Origin of the sequence: Imperialibacter sp., assembly GCF_048007035.1 — a bacterium.
Classification (GTDB): domain Bacteria; phylum Bacteroidota; class Bacteroidia; order Cytophagales; family Cyclobacteriaceae; genus Imperialibacter.
This window is the reverse complement of sequence record NZ_CP180355.1, coordinates 576,545-591,319: the sequence shown is the minus strand read 5'-3', so window position 1 is coordinate 591,319 and position 14,775 is coordinate 576,545. Positions and strand designations below refer to the sequence as shown.

Sequence of the window (14,775 nt, the reverse complement as noted above, 5' to 3'; positions counted from 1 at the left end):
CACAAACGAAACATTCGATCCCCAGAAATGCAGATTGATCCGAGTTTAGTCAAAAAGAATAAGTATGCATTTTTTTTGACTTTTTTCGACAAAAAATACTCCTTTTAGAGTATAGGCAGAGTGTGTTGAGATAACCTTCTTTGTATACCACCATTCACTGCCCTATGAAGAAGCTCATCACACTTGCCTTTACGATCTTATTTCGCTACAGTTTAACTTCCGCCCAACAGTTTCTGCCACACGATTTGCTTGATGCCAACAAGTTTGTCTACTACCCGGACGAGGCCATTTCCTTTGATGTTGATGCGGATGGGGATAAGGATTTGATAGTGTATGAGACGACTGTGCTAACTCCAAGGCTGCTGTTGTTCAGAAACGACGGGGCGGGAAACTTTCTTGATGCAAATACCATCGCATCGTTGCCTGACACACCAGTCGATATTGACTATGGCGATATTAATGGTGATGGCAAAACGGACATTTTTGTCAACATGGCGAGCAATGGGCTCAGGTGGTATGAAAATGACGGAGCCGGAAACTTCACGGAAAATATTATCCAAGAGCAGGCGGGAAGCAGTTATTGGAATACGGCAAGGTTAGGTGATATCGACGACGACGGTGACCTTGACATCATGGGGCCCGGCATGTGGATCAAAAACACCGATGGCTTGGGATTCTTTAATGAGGAGGTTATCGTTAATTCGATTTATGACTTAGTAAATAACCCTGGTAACAGCGGTATCATCAATAATGTTCAAAATGTGTCTAACATGATTCTGGAGGACTTAAATGGTGATGGCCTCATCGATGTTCTCTACTCTTCTTCGTCAATTTACGTGCAGCTTTTCTCAGGAAATTTGGAAGGATTTGACGAGCCTGACACCATCGCCTACACCTTTCAGGGATCATCGAAAGTTGAATTTGCTACAGCCGACCTTAACAATGATACATACATCGATTTGATAATCGGACAAAGCACAGGATCAAGTGGGAGTGTCATGTGGCTGCGAAACAATGCTAACGCTTCTTATTCTGAAATCATTATCAATAATTTTGGAACGGGTGCAATTAGCATTGGTGATTTCAATGGTGACGAATTTGTGGATCTGGCGGCTATACAGTCCGGTGAAATATCCGGGTTTACTGACAATAGGATTTCAGTTTTTGAGAATAATCAAAATGAAACGTTCACAAGGAAAAGAACCTTTGGGGTGGCACCACATACTAATGCTAATATCCTCACTATGGATTTCAATAACGATGAGTTAGATGACTTAATTTTGACTTCCAATCAGGTGAAGGTTGTTCACTACAAAAACTTGGATAATTGGACTTTTGATGAACCTGATTACCTGTCCAATACATCTCATCAGACGACCCAGATGCTCCACGTAGATGTGAATAATGATGGGAATAACGACATCTTGATGGCTTCATACGAAGATCAGAATATTTCTTGGGTCGAAGGTCTGGGAGATGGAATTTACGGAGAGCAAATTGTTATAAATGATACGATCAGCAGAATTCTCGATATTGGTTTTGTAGACATAGACGGGGACGAATTAAAAGATATCGTCTATATAAATTCTGTTGACCTCGGGTGGCTCAAAAACATAGGCAATGGCGAATTCGAAATTCAAGACCTGATTATTTCTGATCGCTCAGGGGGGCTTTCTGTGGTTGGCCCAGGTAATGCAAGCAATATATTTGATATAGTAGAACTGGACGACGACGGTCTGCCAAATATCCTGTTTACACAGTATTACCTCAATGCCATTCGGGCTCACAATATTGACTCTGATGGCACTATAGCCAGTTACAAGTCACTATCGACAAATGTCGAGAGCGTGTCGTCGGTCACATTTGGAGACCTGGATGGGGATGATGATTTAGACGTGCTGGCAACCGCTGACGGAACAGATGAGGTAGTTGTTTTTAAAAACACTGATGGTGTTTTTGCCGAAAGCAGTAGACATTCGGTTTCAGTTGTGAACCAGCTTCGGGCTGCAGCGGCAACAGATTTAGATGGAGATGGAGACCTTGATATTTTGACAGGCAGGCCCAGCTGGTTTGAGAACACGGACGGCGCCGGGACTTTCGGGCTCGAAATCCTGCTGCCTAATGAAGGAATACTACAAGGTGAAGAGATAAAGGCTAACGATCTCGATGGAGACGGTGACATGGACTTTGCTATCACCTATTCTTCTGGAATCAAAGTGTATTTAAACGATGGGGAAGAAGTTTTTACTCACTTTGACATCAAGTCAGATGGAAGCAATTCTGCTAACCAACTGGAAATAGTGGATGTGAACGGCGACGGTACACCTGATATTTTATCCGCCGACGTATTCATGCCACGATGGTATGAAGTGTGTTTTCCAACGTCAGCCGAACACTCGGAGGAAGCTTGCGAAAGTGTCACGATCAACGGCGAGACCTTTGTTCAAAGTGGAGATTTTGAGCAGATGCTTATTAATAAGGCCGGATGTGATAGCACCCTAACGCTTCACATAACCATCAATCCTGTTTTTGTCAGAGAGGAAACTGTCAATCTTTGTGATGGTGAAACTTTCGAGTTCGGCTCACAAAATCTAACGATGGACGGGGAGTACACCGAGCTCTTTCAGACTGCGCATGGTTGTGACAGCACGGTCACCGTTAACCTGATGGTACGTCCAATATTCAACGAAACGGCGGCAGTTGCTATTTGCAATGGGGAAACCTTCGAGTTTGGTAGCCAGAGCCTAACGTCGGCCGGTGAATTCACGGAGCTGTTTCAGTCACAATACGGGTGTGATAGCACGGTCATACTTAATCTTAAAATCAACCCAATTTTTGATGAGCAGGCTACCGCCTCCATTTGCGAAGGCGATACTTACACATTTGGCACCCAAAGCCTCACCACTACAGGAGAGTATACCGAGCTTTTTCAATCAACCAGCAGTTGCGACAGCACAGTTGTTCTCAATCTGAAAGTGAATCCGGTTTTTACGGAGACAGCAACTGCTACCATTTGCGAAGGTGAAACTTATCTATTCGGTTCGCAAAGCCTCACTGCGACTGGAGAATACACTGAACTCTTTCAATCGCTCAGCAACTGTGATAGCACTGTTGTGCTAAGTTTAAAAGTAAATCAAAGGTTTTCGGAATCGACGACTGCGACGATATGCCAGGGTGAAACTTTTGTATTTGGCTCGCAAAGCCTCGATAGCCAGGGAGACTACTCTGAACTGTTTCAGTCCCTCAGCGGCTGCGACAGCACAGTTGTACTAACCCTGAATGTCAATCCAATTTTCAGTGAAACACTATCAGCCTCCATTTGTGCTGGTGAAAACTTTGCATTTGGCTCACAAAACCTCACAACAACGGGGGAGTACACAGAACTGTTTCAGTCCGCAAATGGCTGCGACAGTACTGTTGTACTCAATTTGCAAGTCATCCCCGACGTGGGCGAAATTGTTTCAGCTAACATTTGTGCTGGAGAAACGTATTCCTTTGGGTCTCAAACTCTTTCGTTGTCAGGTAGTTACTCCGAATTATTTAAAACTGCCAATGGATGTGATAGTACTGTGGTGGTGACACTGGTGGTAAATCCCGCTATAGAGGAGTCTCTGGAAATGTCGATTTGCGATGGAGAGGTGTACACGTTTGGATCGCAGAGTTTACAACTGGAAGGCAGCTACACTGAGCTATTCACAGCTCAGTCGGGCTGCGATTCTTTGGTCAATCTAAGTCTCGAAATCCTATCGCTAAATAACGAAATAACCATAGCGGGAAAGAGGCTGACAGCGACAGAGTCCAATGCACAATACCAGTGGTTTAAGTGCATTGACGGAGGACTGGAGAAAATCGACGGTGGGGTAGGGCAGCAGTTGATGATCAGTGAAACGGGAGAATATGCAGTCAGCATTACCAAAAACGAATGCGAGACCATGTCGGAATGCATTTTTGCTGAGGCGACTTCTGTTCTCTCTGGATTGGCAAAAGACAAAATTTCGGTATTTCCAATTCCGGTTAGCAACTTGCTTCATGTGGCGCTTGATGTCAATTACTCTATGCTTTCAATAAGTATTTATGACATGGCGGGAAAGCTGGTGCAAAATCGAAAGTTTGAAAATCAGAACACGCTAACAATGGCAACAGACAGGCTTCGCAAGGGCGTATACCAATTGATTATCGTCCTGGATGATCAAATTTACTATCAGGAATCAATCATTAAAGAATAATAAGTTATCTGCAGTCTATTTTTCATTTTTTTTGTGAGCCAAAATACCCCCGCATCTTCTCCCCCGCCTTTTCCACTTCATACGTCGGGGAAAGGCTTGGTTTGCCGGGCATGTTTTCTATGTGAAGCGTTTGCGTTGGGAAGGCGAAGTTGATACCCAGGTGCTCTGCCAGCTTCATTATTTCCAGGTTGATTTCATGGCGGCCCTGTAGCTCTTCCGACCAGGTGGGCACCTCAAAGAACATATAGAACATGATGTTCAGACTGGAAGGGCCGAACTCATTGAAGCTGATTTCGACGAAGTCCTTTCGTGTGTTTGGGTGAGCCTTTACTATTTCCTTCAGCCCTTCCACAAATGTTTCAATTAGTTGTGGCGGCGTGTCATAGGTAATGCTAAGTTTAGTGAAGTAACGTCTGTACACTCTCAGCCCGTGGTTGTCGATCATGGCATCAGCAAGCTTACCATTTGGGACATACATCAACGAATTACGAAAGGTACGAACCCTGGTGGACCGGAATCCCACTTCTTCTACTGAACCATCGATGTCGCCCGAGGTAATCCAGTCACCTATCTGAAAGGGCTTGTCGATAAAGATCATCAGTGAGCCAAACAGGTTCTTGATGGTGTCTTGTGCGGCCAAGGCAAAAGCCAATCCACCAATGGAGAGGCCGGTTAACAGCGGGAGTATGGGTATGTTGAGGTTGTCGAGGATGAAAAGGCCTCCAACCAGCACAACAAAGATTTTTAAAGCCCTTCTTACCAGAGGCACCAGCTGATCGTCCAGCGTACTTTTGGTTTTTAAAGCCAGGCGCTGCAGGTACACGCAAAGGATTTCCACCAAGTGGTAGAACACCATCGTGCCGAAAAATGGTAGAGCAGCCTTTACGCCCATTACCACATACTGCATAGTTCCTGGTGGCAACTGCAATACAGGAATGAAAATGAATAGCAGCAGGAACACCACAAACAAACTGACCGGCCTGGCTACGGGCAGAATATACTCATCTGCCAGCCTTTCGTAGCCCGCCCGAAGCAAGGCCTGCATGATTATTTTTTCAAACAAAAAGGTCAGTAGCTTGTGAATGAGTACACAGAAGAGGGTTAGCGCCAGAATGCCAACAAGCTGCCAAACATGCAGCCCCAGGTATTTTTTTGTGCCAAGTTTGGGCAGTAAGTTCAGCAGCTTGTCGGTGCCAAATGGAAAGACTTTTTCATGAAGTTTTCCAATCTCTCTTACCGATTTTTCGGATAGTAACCACTTGTCATTGTACTTTTCCAGGTAAATATTTGGGTAGTCTTTCACCAGCACGTACCGTTTTTGCCTGGAGACCGTGTCTGTGTACTCTGGGTCGTTAGGTAAATCTTCGAGGTAGATAAAATGCCCTTCGCCATCCAGCACCTGCTTTAATTGCACGACGATTTCCTGGGCTTCTTCGCTGCCTCTAAGAGTTTGTTTTACAATGCCTGCTGCTAGCTCCGGAAAGTAAGAATCTTCCTGCAGATAGCGTAGAAAAGTGTAGATGCTTTGATAGGGTGTCTTGAAAGAAACTGAATCCGGGGTTGGAGTGTCGGCCGATTGAGCCGTTGTTGAAGAGTAAAGAAAAACACTGAGAACTATAAGAAAAAGCTTCCGCATGATGCCTGGTTTCGAAATGAATGGGCAAAATTAAACAATGTGACAAAAAATGCCTTAGAAAATATCGATTTGAGGCATTTGTTAGTTCTCTTCTGGCAAAGAGGTTCTGATCCAGTTGCTAAGAATGAGGGCCATAATCACTGACTGGAGAAAGGTGACCCAGAAAAACCGCTCGTGCACCAGTGGCGCAAATTGGTTTTGCATATAAAGCATCCCTTCCAAACCACCCGGAGATATGCCCGGGCTGGCAAGGAATCCGACAATAAAGTAAAATCCAATGATAGCGATGAACCTTCTTTTCTTACCCCATCGCTGCAACGTTCTGCTGATGGAAAAAAAGACAATGCCTAGGAGGAATCCCCTTACCAACTCGATGGGAAACAGCTTTTGCCCTATCAAAGCCCACTCTTCAGGTTCGCCGGGAGTAGCCAGGTAACCTCTTAGTGGAGAGGCTTCGTTGTTGTAGAGGTCACGAAGGAGAAAATAATAGCCAGCGGTTGCGGCAATTGCGTAGGAAACCAGATGCGCAACGACAGTTTTTCCAACAAAGATGGCCTGCGATTTCAAGGGTTGTGGAGTCATAATAAGGTCAATTCAGTTTGGATTGAATTTGTTCCACTGTAACCGGAGAAGTTTTAATGTGCAAATCTCTCTGAGGGAAGGGAATCTCCACGCCTTGTTCGGCAAATTTTTTAAATATTTCGAAGTACAACTCACTTTTTAGAAATCGTGGCTTTTCAATATGGGTGGATGTCCAAACGCCAAGGTAAAAATTCAGAGAGCTGTCTCCAAACTCGTCAAATAGCACTACTGGTGGCGGTGTCTTAAGCACATGTTCATTTTTTTCGGCTACATCAAGGAGTATTTTTTTTACCTTTTCCGGGTCTTCTTTGTAGCTGACTCCAACTGGGAAAAGAAACCGCACATTTCGGTCGGAATGGCTCCAGTTGATGACCGTGCCGGATATGAATTCTGAGTTGGGAACAATTACCGAGATATTGTCATTGGTGATGATGGTAGTAGCCCGGGCGTTGATGCTCATGACATCACCATTAATGTTGCCGACCTCGATGCGGTCACCTACCTTAATCGGCCGCTCAAAAAGGATGATAAGTCCGGAAATGAAATTGTTGGTTATATTTTGGAGGCCAAATCCTATACCTACACCCAGGGCACCCGCAACGATGCTCAAGGCGCTGAGGTCGATGCCGGCTGTTTGGAAGATGATCACAAAGCCGACAACCAGGATACCGAACCTGACCAGCGTGGCCACGGATTGGAGCATACCTTTCTCTACGTGGGTGTTTTTGAGCACTTTGCCCACCACAAATCTCATTAGCCATTTGCTGAGGATTATCAGTATAGCAATGGAGACGACAAGGTAAAAAATCAACCCAAGGTCAACTTTACTTGCACCAAACTCGAAGAGCGGGGTTTGGAGCAGCTCATTGAAGCTTGCCCACCACTCTTTGATTATTGCCCCAACATTTTCCATGGTTTAAATTGTCTATTTCCCGGGAATTAACAAAGAAGAATCGCCATAGCTGAGAAATCTGTAGTCGCTTGCCAGTGCCTCACCATATACTTTGCGCCAGTCATCGCCAACAAAAGCCGCAACGAGGAGTATCAATGTAGAGTTAGGCTGATGGAAGTTGGTTATCAGCCCATTGACCACCCTAAATTGGTAGCCAGGAAAAATAAATATTTCTGTTGTGCCTACTAGTTCATCAACACCCAGCTTGTCCATTTTGTTTTGTACCACCTGCATGCTTTCGCTCATTGAAGGAATCGCTGTTGCCTGCTCGTAGGGAAAAAGCTTTGGTATTTCGAAAGCAGCATCCGGGTCTTGCTTCAGCATCACTCCATACCAATAGGTGCTTTCGAGGGTGCGCATGGAAGTGGTGCCGACGGCCACGTTGAATCTCCCTGGTTTCAGCAGCTGCTCCAGATTTTCCCGCTTGATAATGATTTGCTCGGAATGCATCACATGCTCTTGGGCGGTGGCTGTTTTTATTGGCTGAAAGGTGCCTGCACTGACATGAAGGGTGAGGAAATTGGTGGTAACTCCTTTATCACGTAGTTGTCGTAAAACTTCATCGGTAAAATGAAGGCCCGCCGTTGGAGCCGCTACTGCGCCTTCTTTCTCGCTATAAACAGTTTGGTATGTTTTTTTGTCGTTCTCTATTGCCTCACGATGCAGATACGGCGGCAGTGGAGTTTTGCCGATAGCATCTACCACGTCTACAAAACGTGCAGTGGATTTATCCCAGCTAAGTTGCACTTCGTCGGCGCCCAGCCGTTTTACCTCAACTTTCACCGTGGCTCCTTCGAGTTCGATGTTTCTTTCAAGGACGCCTTCTTTCCAGCGTTTGGCATTGCCGATCATGCATTTCCAAACCACAGGGCTCCTCGCCTCCATGGCAACGGAAATAACTGGTGATGGTAAAACTGGTTGAAGCAAAAAGATTTCGATCAACGCCCCTGAAGACTTCTGAAAGGCAAGCCGGGCAGGAATAACTTTCGTGTTGTTGAAATAGAGTGAAGTGTTTTCAGGAAGCAGGCCCGGGACACTGCTAAACCGCAGGTGTTCAATGGTGGCTTTGTTGTAAAAAAGTAGCTTTGATGCCGATCTGTCTTCCAGAGGAAATTTGGCTATTCTTTCGTCTGGTAGATCATAAGTATATTCGGAAACGTTAATTTGACGAGGCATTGACCTTTTTTGGCAAAAATAGACCAAATATGGCCATAGTCTGTAACAAAAAGCTACATAATCAACCCGCATGCCTTTAAAACTAGATTTTACTACCCACACACTTCAGTTTACATTCGATGCAGGCACCTCACGGGGGGTGTTAAAGGAAAAGCCCGGTATACTCCTGAAATTGTATGATCCCTCGGATCCAAAAATGTTTGGGCTTGGAGAAGCCGGGCCTTTGAAGGGACTTAGCATGGAGGACATAGATGACCTGCCAGACGTTATCAAAACTCTCCAGAGCGACATTCTGCCTGTAAGAGCTCCTGGTACCGTGGAGGATGCATTCCACCTTGCACATCAGTTGGTGCCGTCAGGCTACCCGTCGCTCAGATTTGCTCTGGAGACAGCCCTTTTGGACTTTATGAATGGCGGGTCGGGCATTATATTCAAAAACTCGTTCACTACCGGCAGTTTGCCTATCCCGATCAACGGGCTTATCTGGATGGGGGACAAAGTTTTCATGCTCAAGCAGATCAAAGAGAAGCTTGATGCAGGATACACCTGCTTGAAGTTGAAAATAGGCGCCATTGATTTTGAAACGGAATGCGAGATTCTGGAGGGCATTCGAAAAGAGTTTGGGGCAGCCGATATCACCCTCCGGGTGGATGCTAATGGGGCTTTTAAGCCGGCCGAGGCGCTTGTAAAGCTTGAGAAACTCAGCCAGTATCAGCTTCATTCTATTGAACAGCCCGTGCAGGCAGGGCAGTGGGAGGCCTATCATGTGTTGTGCAGCCGTTCGCCGGTGCCCATCGCCCTCGATGAAGAGCTGATTGGGGTGGAGCAAAAGGCCATGAAAGCGGAATTGCTTGATTTTATTAAGCCGCAATTTATTGTGCTGAAGCCTTCACTGCTCGGCGGCTTTATGGCAACCAGGGAATGGATAGACCTGGCAGAAAAGAGAAATGTAGGCTGGTGGATGACATCGGCACTGGAATCAAATATAGGTTTGAATGCTATCGCCCAGTTTACGGCAGAATTCCCAATTGATATGCCTCAGGGTTTGGGCACAGGCCAGCTCTACAATAATAATTTTACTTCGCCCTTATTTATCAGTCATGGTTTTTTAAATTCAAGTCAGGCAAATGTGTGGGATTTTCGCCAGCTAATCTTTGATAAATGAACGAAGCTAAATTACATAAAGAGGGTAAATGGCTCTTTTTCGACAAGGAGTACATTGCAGAATTTGTATATGGTGGGATCGACGGTTCCATCACCACTTTTGCCGTAGTGGCTGGGGCCGCCGGGGCCAACGCTGACATCCGGTGGGTGCTGATCTTCGGCTTTGCCAACCTCATAGCAGATGGTTTTTCCATGTCCGTGGGTAATTATTTTTCGAGCAAAGCGGCCCTGGATAATTACGACAAGCATGAGGCGGTTGAGTATTGGGAGATTGAGCACCTGAGGGAAAAGGAAATTGAGGAAGTCAGGGAAATATATGAGGCCAAGGGTTTTAAAGGGAAATTGCTGGACGATGTAGTGCACACAATTATCTCAGACAAAAAGGTGTGGGTGGATACGATGATGAAGGAAGAACTCGAGATGACTCGGGAAAGCAAGTCACCATTGAGTACCGCCATCGCTACCTTTATTAGTTTTAACATAGTGGGTTTTATTCCCCTGGTGGTGTATGTAATCGCCATGTTCACAGATGTTAACCCTTCAGCGCTTTTCCCTATCTCATGCGTGGGTACTGGTCTGTCGCTTATTCTCGTCGGTTACCTGAGGGGAGTAGTTACTAATATCAATAAAATGAAAAGCATCATCCAGACTTTGGCGCTGGGTGGACTGGCAGCAGCTTTTGCCTATTTTGTGGGGGAAGTGCTAGCCAAATGGATTTTGTAAACTGAAGAGATTACTGAGTTTTTTACCTTTTTAAAACCTACTTAAAATGAAAAGAATGTCTGTTCTGCTGGGCCTGGTGCTCACCGGCCTCGTAGTTTTTGCCCAGGAATCGGGCAAGCAAATGTACCTGTGGCCTGATGGCGCACCCGGTTTCGAAAACCTGAAAGACCAGCCAGAGGAGGCTAAGGACTGGTGGGTCAAGAATGTACACAATCCTTCCATTACCGTTTACTATCCACCCAGGGATAAAGCCAACGGTACGGCTGTGCTCATTTGCCCTGGTGGGGGACACCGAACCCTTGTGTACAATGGAGAGGGGAAAGAGGCAGCGGACTTTCTCAATTCGTTGGGCATTACTGCCTTTGTGCTGAAATATCGACTGGCCAGAGAAGAGAATTCGCCCTATACAGTGGGGAAAGAAGCCAAAGAGGATGCTTACCGGGCGGTGCGAACGATCAGGAGCAATGCGAAAGAGTTTGGAATTAACCCGGCCCGCATTGGAATCATGGGCTTTTCCGCCGGTGGTGAGGTAGTTTCGTGGGTGGCTTACGGAGACGGCAAAGGTGACGCCAATGCGAAGGATCCTGTCGACAAGGTAAATGGCAAGCCCGATTTTCAAATGCTGGTGTATCCTGGTCCCCTGGGTATTCCGGAAAAAGTACCTGCCGATGCACCGCCGGTTTTTATGGTGGTGGCAACGAACGACGACTGCTGCTCCGAGCCTGTCATGAGCCTGCTGCTCAAATACCGTCAGGCCAAGCGGCCCGTTGAGGCACATGTGTATGCGAAGGGGGCACACGCCTTCAATATGGGATACCGGTCGGAGTTTGTCAGCTTGAGGGGCTGGCCGCAGCGCATGGCAGACTGGCTGATGGACATGGGCTATTTGAACGGGAAGTGAAGATGAAGAGAGCATTCAAAATGAAGCTGAAGCCGGGGTTTGCGGCTGAATACAAAAAGCGACACGACGAGATCTGGCCTGAGCTGAAACAGTTGCTAAGCGATTCAGGCGTTTCAGACTATTCCATTTTTCTTGATGAAGAATCCAATACATTGTTTGCCGTGCAAAGTGTAAGCGGCGCTGGTGGATCGCAGAATCTGGGGCAAAACCCTATCGTGCAGAAGTGGTGGGCCTACATGGCAGATATTATGGAAACGAATGAGGATCATTCGCCGGTGTCGGTGGGGCTCGCAGAAGTTTTCTATATGGAGTGAGGAGTAAGGAAGACGGAAGACCGGAGACGGAAGATGGGAGACCGAAGGTTCGTGGCAGAGAGACAGAAGACAAGAAACAGACAGAGAAAGAAATTTATGTGAACTCATTTAAGCTAAAATGGAAGAAGCTCGATTCAAATTTGAGAAGCTGATTATCTGGCAAAAGGCGATGGATTTTGGAGAAGACATCTATAAAATCACTCTGCGGTTTCCAAAAGATGAACTGTATAATCTTAGCTCTCAAATAAGAAGGGCCAGCGATTCCATTGCTTTGAATATCGCTGAAGGATCAATTGGCCAGTCAAATTTGGAGGTAAAGAAGTTTACAGGCTATTCCATTCGATCTCTTGCTGAGGTGATCACCTGTCTTCATAAGGCTAAAAGAAGAAACTACATCTCGCACAACGAGTTTAACGTTCTTTATGATTTCTCCTTCAATCTTATGAATATGATGATTGCTTTTAAGTCAAAAGTAAAATAAAGACAGTTAGATGTCATGTAGCCACCCCCGTCTCCGGTCTTCCGTCTTTCAACCTATCTGTCAAATAATGTAGCCACTCCCGTCTCCGGTCTTCCGTCTTCGGTCTTCTATCACTACCTTACGATACACCCAAACACACCCCACATGAACCCACTTAACAGACGATCCTTTCTCGCCAAATCCGCTGCTGGAGCTCTTGGCCTGACTATTCTGCCCAACCTCATTTCTAAAGCAGCTCCAAGCGATAAATTGCGGGTGGCCCATATCGGCTTGGGCGGCATGGGCAACAACCACATGAACTGGTTTGCCAAGCTGCCGGATGTAGACATCGTGGCCCTGTGCGACGTAGATTCAGACCATCTCAACACTACTTTCAAAACTTTGCAAGGCCTGGTGCCAAATACTAAGGCCAAATTGTATGGTGACTTCCGCAAGATTCTCGACGATAAAGAAATAGACGCCATCACCGTGGCTACGCCCGACCATTGGCATGCACAAATTGCTACGATGGCTTTCCAGGCTGGTAAAGATGTGTATGGCGAAAAGCCATTGTCCTATGATATCGCCGAGGGGCAGATCATGCTGAAAACGCTGAAGAAAGAAAAGAAAATATTCCAGCTAGGCACGCAGATACATGCAGGCGACAACTACCATCGGGTGGCAGAGATTATAAAATCTGGCGCTATTGGCGATGTGCATACTGTTCGCCTGTGGAAAACAGGTGGGGCACCAGACCTGGGTAATCCCAGCCCTTCCACTCCTCCGAGCACTTTCAACTACGACATGTGGCTTGGCCCGGCACCCAAAGTGCCCTATATCAAAGAAAGAACTCATTTCACTTACAGGTACTTCCTTGACTACTCAGGTGGGGTTTTTGCAGATTTCTGGTGTCATATTGCCGACATTGTCTGGTGGTCGATTGAGCCAAAAGGACTGACCTCTGTAGCTGCCAAAGGCGAAAAGCCGCAAGGCATTGCTGATGCTCCCAAGTGGCTGGATGCTGAAATGCAGTTTGATGGGCTGAAGCTATACTGGACCACCGAGCCACCTAATGTACCGGGAGCCAAAGACAGAGGCATCGGTGCTTACTTTGAGGGAAGCAAGGGCTCGCTGATTTGCGATTATGGGTCGATGGAAGTGACCATCAATGGTGAAACAGTAAAGGACATTCCGGAGGTGCCCAAAACCATTGTGCGCTCCCCTGGCCATCAGCAAAACTTTGTCGACGCTGTAAAGGCACGCACGCAGCCGGAGTCTAACCTGGAATATGCCAGGGCCATGACGTTGCCCATGCACCTGGCCCTGATCAGCTACAGGCTGGGAAGGCCGCTACAGTGGAATGCTAAAAAAGAGCAATTCATAGGCGACGCCGAAGCCAACGGCTATTTATCGAGAGAGTATAGGAAAGAGTGGAATTTTATAAAGTAAACGAGATCACAAAATGTCGGTAATTGCGAATGAGCAATCCATTCGTTTTCTAAGTCAATATACACCTAGCGAGTGTGGCAATCTTTTCATTAGTACCTGGTAAATTTAAACAGATTGCCACGCTCATATGCATTTCTTCATAAGAGGAAGATCAGTTTATTCGCTCGCAATTACCGATTATTTGGGAGCGTTGGGCAACCCATTTTTTTAACTATCATCAATTGAAATAAGAACTTATCATGAACACCAGAAGAACCTTTCTCAAAAATACCACCGCCTCCGTTGCAGGAGCTACTGTGCTGGGCTCCGGCGTTTTCTCGGCTTGGGCCAACCCAACGCCCGTGCAGGGAGACCTCACCATCCAGCAGGTGATCGACCAGATCATTGCCACCATCCCCGGTGGAAAGTTGGATCAAACGGTGGATACGATTAAGCAAGGTGACGGCTCCCAAAAGTGCACAGGAGTGGTCACCACTTTCATGGACAATGCCGAAGTGATCAAAAAGGCAGCCAGCCTGGGTGCCAACTTCATCATCAGTCACGAGCCTACCTTCTACAACCACCTCGACAATACCGACTGGCTGGAGAATGACCCGGTGTATCAATACAAGAAGAAGCTGATTGCTGATAATGGCATAGTGGTGTGGCGCTTCCACGACTACTGGCACCGCCACCGACCCGATGGCATCACCGAAGGTTTCCTTGAAGAAACCGGCTGGAAGAAATACCAGAGTAAGGACAGTGAAAAGTCCAATCTGTTGACTTTACCAAGTGCGTCTGTGAAAGACATCGCTTTGGAGCTAAAGAAAAAACTGGATTTGAAGCGGCCGTTTATCGTTGGGGATGCCGCTATGAAAGTGAGCAAGGTAGGCCTACGGCTCGGGGCTTCAGGCGGCACCAGCCAAATCAACATGCTGAGCAAAGAAGACATCGAGCTGCTGGTGGTGGGAGAGATCAACGAATGGGAAACAGCAGAGTATGTGAGGGATGCTCAAACAGCAGGCATCCGCAAGGCCCTTATCATTTTAGGTCATCAGCGCAGCGAAGAGCCCGGCATGAAATACCTGGTCGGCTGGATGAACAAGAAGTTTCCCGGACTGAAGACAACCCATGTGGTGGCCGGTGATTCTTTTCAGACGGTTTAGCGTGAAAAGAATCAGAAAGTTGCCCTGGGCTAAGCCCTGACTACCCC

The 14,775-nt window shown here is 46.6% G+C and carries 12 protein-coding genes; 8 read left to right on the top strand and 4 right to left on the bottom strand.

Annotated elements, in window-relative coordinates:
* Positions 1-164: 164 nt before the first annotated feature.
* Entirely contained in the window at positions 165-4,226 is a 4,062-nt protein-coding gene (locus tag ACMVP2_RS02665) for a T9SS type A sorting domain-containing protein (RefSeq protein WP_416866600.1), read from the top strand.
* 22 nt (positions 4,227-4,248) lie between these two features.
* On the opposite strand, the gene ACMVP2_RS02660 is transcribed toward ACMVP2_RS02665, so the two are convergent.
* The 4 genes from ACMVP2_RS02660 to ACMVP2_RS02645 all read right to left on the bottom strand — a co-directional run bounded on the left by ACMVP2_RS02660 (position 4,249) and on the right by ACMVP2_RS02645 (position 8,572).
* Positions 4,249-5,862: a mechanosensitive ion channel family protein gene (locus ACMVP2_RS02660; RefSeq protein WP_416866599.1), complete on the bottom strand. Its 1,614-nt coding sequence runs from the start codon at positions 5,860-5,862 to the stop codon at positions 4,249-4,251.
* Between the two features lie 81 nt (positions 5,863-5,943).
* On the bottom strand, positions 5,944-6,444 hold the full coding sequence (locus ACMVP2_RS02655; RefSeq protein ID WP_339786203.1) for a hypothetical protein: 501 nt from the start codon (positions 6,442-6,444) through the stop codon (positions 5,944-5,946).
* 7 nt (positions 6,445-6,451) lie between these two features.
* Positions 6,452-7,357: a mechanosensitive ion channel family protein gene (locus tag ACMVP2_RS02650; protein WP_416866598.1), complete on the bottom strand. Its 906-nt coding sequence runs from the start codon at positions 7,355-7,357 to the stop codon at positions 6,452-6,454.
* Between the two features lie 12 nt (positions 7,358-7,369).
* Positions 7,370-8,572, bottom strand: a complete 1,203-nt coding sequence (locus ACMVP2_RS02645; protein WP_416866597.1) for an S-adenosylmethionine:tRNA ribosyltransferase-isomerase — start codon at positions 8,570-8,572, stop codon at positions 7,370-7,372.
* A 70-nt stretch (positions 8,573-8,642) separates the two neighbouring features.
* Between ACMVP2_RS02645 and ACMVP2_RS02640 the strand changes: the two genes are divergently transcribed.
* From ACMVP2_RS02640 to ACMVP2_RS02610, 7 genes are all read left to right on the top strand, one after another.
* On the top strand, positions 8,643-9,737 hold the full coding sequence (locus ACMVP2_RS02640; RefSeq protein ID WP_416866596.1) for an o-succinylbenzoate synthase: 1,095 nt from the start codon (positions 8,643-8,645) through the stop codon (positions 9,735-9,737).
* Positions 9,734-10,459 carry a VIT1/CCC1 transporter family protein gene (locus ACMVP2_RS02635; RefSeq protein WP_416866595.1) on the top strand — a complete coding sequence of 242 codons (726 nt, stop codon included), beginning with the start codon at positions 9,734-9,736 and terminating at the stop codon, positions 10,457-10,459. Before ACMVP2_RS02640 ends, ACMVP2_RS02635 begins: the two co-directional genes overlap by 4 nt.
* A gap of 46 nt (positions 10,460-10,505) precedes the next feature.
* Positions 10,506-11,360 carry an alpha/beta hydrolase gene (locus ACMVP2_RS02630; RefSeq protein WP_339786219.1) on the top strand — a complete coding sequence of 285 codons (855 nt, stop codon included), beginning with the start codon at positions 10,506-10,508 and terminating at the stop codon, positions 11,358-11,360.
* A gap of 2 nt (positions 11,361-11,362) precedes the next feature.
* Positions 11,363-11,674, top strand: coding sequence for an L-rhamnose mutarotase (rhaM, locus tag ACMVP2_RS02625; RefSeq protein ID WP_339786221.1), 312 nt, complete (start codon positions 11,363-11,365; stop codon positions 11,672-11,674).
* 118 nt (positions 11,675-11,792) lie between these two features.
* Positions 11,793-12,155, top strand: coding sequence for a four helix bundle protein (locus ACMVP2_RS02620; RefSeq protein ID WP_339786224.1), 363 nt, complete (start codon positions 11,793-11,795; stop codon positions 12,153-12,155).
* 144 nt (positions 12,156-12,299) lie between these two features.
* Positions 12,300-13,583, top strand: a complete 1,284-nt coding sequence (locus ACMVP2_RS02615; protein ID WP_416866594.1) for a Gfo/Idh/MocA family protein — start codon at positions 12,300-12,302, stop codon at positions 13,581-13,583.
* A gap of 239 nt (positions 13,584-13,822) precedes the next feature.
* A complete protein-coding gene (locus ACMVP2_RS02610; RefSeq protein ID WP_339786231.1) occupies positions 13,823-14,728 on the top strand; it encodes a Nif3-like dinuclear metal center hexameric protein in 906 nt (301 codons plus the stop codon).
* The last annotated feature ends 47 nt before the right edge of the window (positions 14,729-14,775 follow it).

What these genes read in the sequence shown, in the direction of transcription:
- ACMVP2_RS02665 (WP_416866600.1), top strand. Translation starts at nt 165, where the DNA reads ATGAAGAAGCTCATCACACTTGCCTTTACGATCTTATTTCGCTACAGT.
- ACMVP2_RS02660 (WP_416866599.1), bottom strand. Translation starts at nt 5,862, where the DNA reads ATGCGGAAGCTTTTTCTTATAGTTCTCAGTGTTTTTCTTTACTCTTCA.
- ACMVP2_RS02655 (WP_339786203.1), bottom strand. Translation starts at nt 6,444, where the DNA reads ATGACTCCACAACCCTTGAAATCGCAGGCCATCTTTGTTGGAAAAACT.
- ACMVP2_RS02650 (WP_416866598.1), bottom strand. Translation starts at nt 7,357, where the DNA reads ATGGAAAATGTTGGGGCAATAATCAAAGAGTGGTGGGCAAGCTTCAAT.
- ACMVP2_RS02645 (WP_416866597.1), bottom strand. Translation starts at nt 8,572, where the DNA reads ATGCCTCGTCAAATTAACGTTTCCGAATATACTTATGATCTACCAGAC.
- ACMVP2_RS02640 (WP_416866596.1), top strand. Translation starts at nt 8,643, where the DNA reads ATGCCTTTAAAACTAGATTTTACTACCCACACACTTCAGTTTACATTC.
- ACMVP2_RS02635 (WP_416866595.1), top strand. Translation starts at nt 9,734, where the DNA reads ATGAACGAAGCTAAATTACATAAAGAGGGTAAATGGCTCTTTTTCGAC.
- ACMVP2_RS02630 (WP_339786219.1), top strand. Translation starts at nt 10,506, where the DNA reads ATGAAAAGAATGTCTGTTCTGCTGGGCCTGGTGCTCACCGGCCTCGTA.
- rhaM (WP_339786221.1), top strand. Translation starts at nt 11,363, where the DNA reads ATGAAGAGAGCATTCAAAATGAAGCTGAAGCCGGGGTTTGCGGCTGAA.
- ACMVP2_RS02620 (WP_339786224.1), top strand. Translation starts at nt 11,793, where the DNA reads ATGGAAGAAGCTCGATTCAAATTTGAGAAGCTGATTATCTGGCAAAAG.
- ACMVP2_RS02615 (WP_416866594.1), top strand. Translation starts at nt 12,300, where the DNA reads ATGAACCCACTTAACAGACGATCCTTTCTCGCCAAATCCGCTGCTGGA.
- ACMVP2_RS02610 (WP_339786231.1), top strand. Translation starts at nt 13,823, where the DNA reads ATGAACACCAGAAGAACCTTTCTCAAAAATACCACCGCCTCCGTTGCA.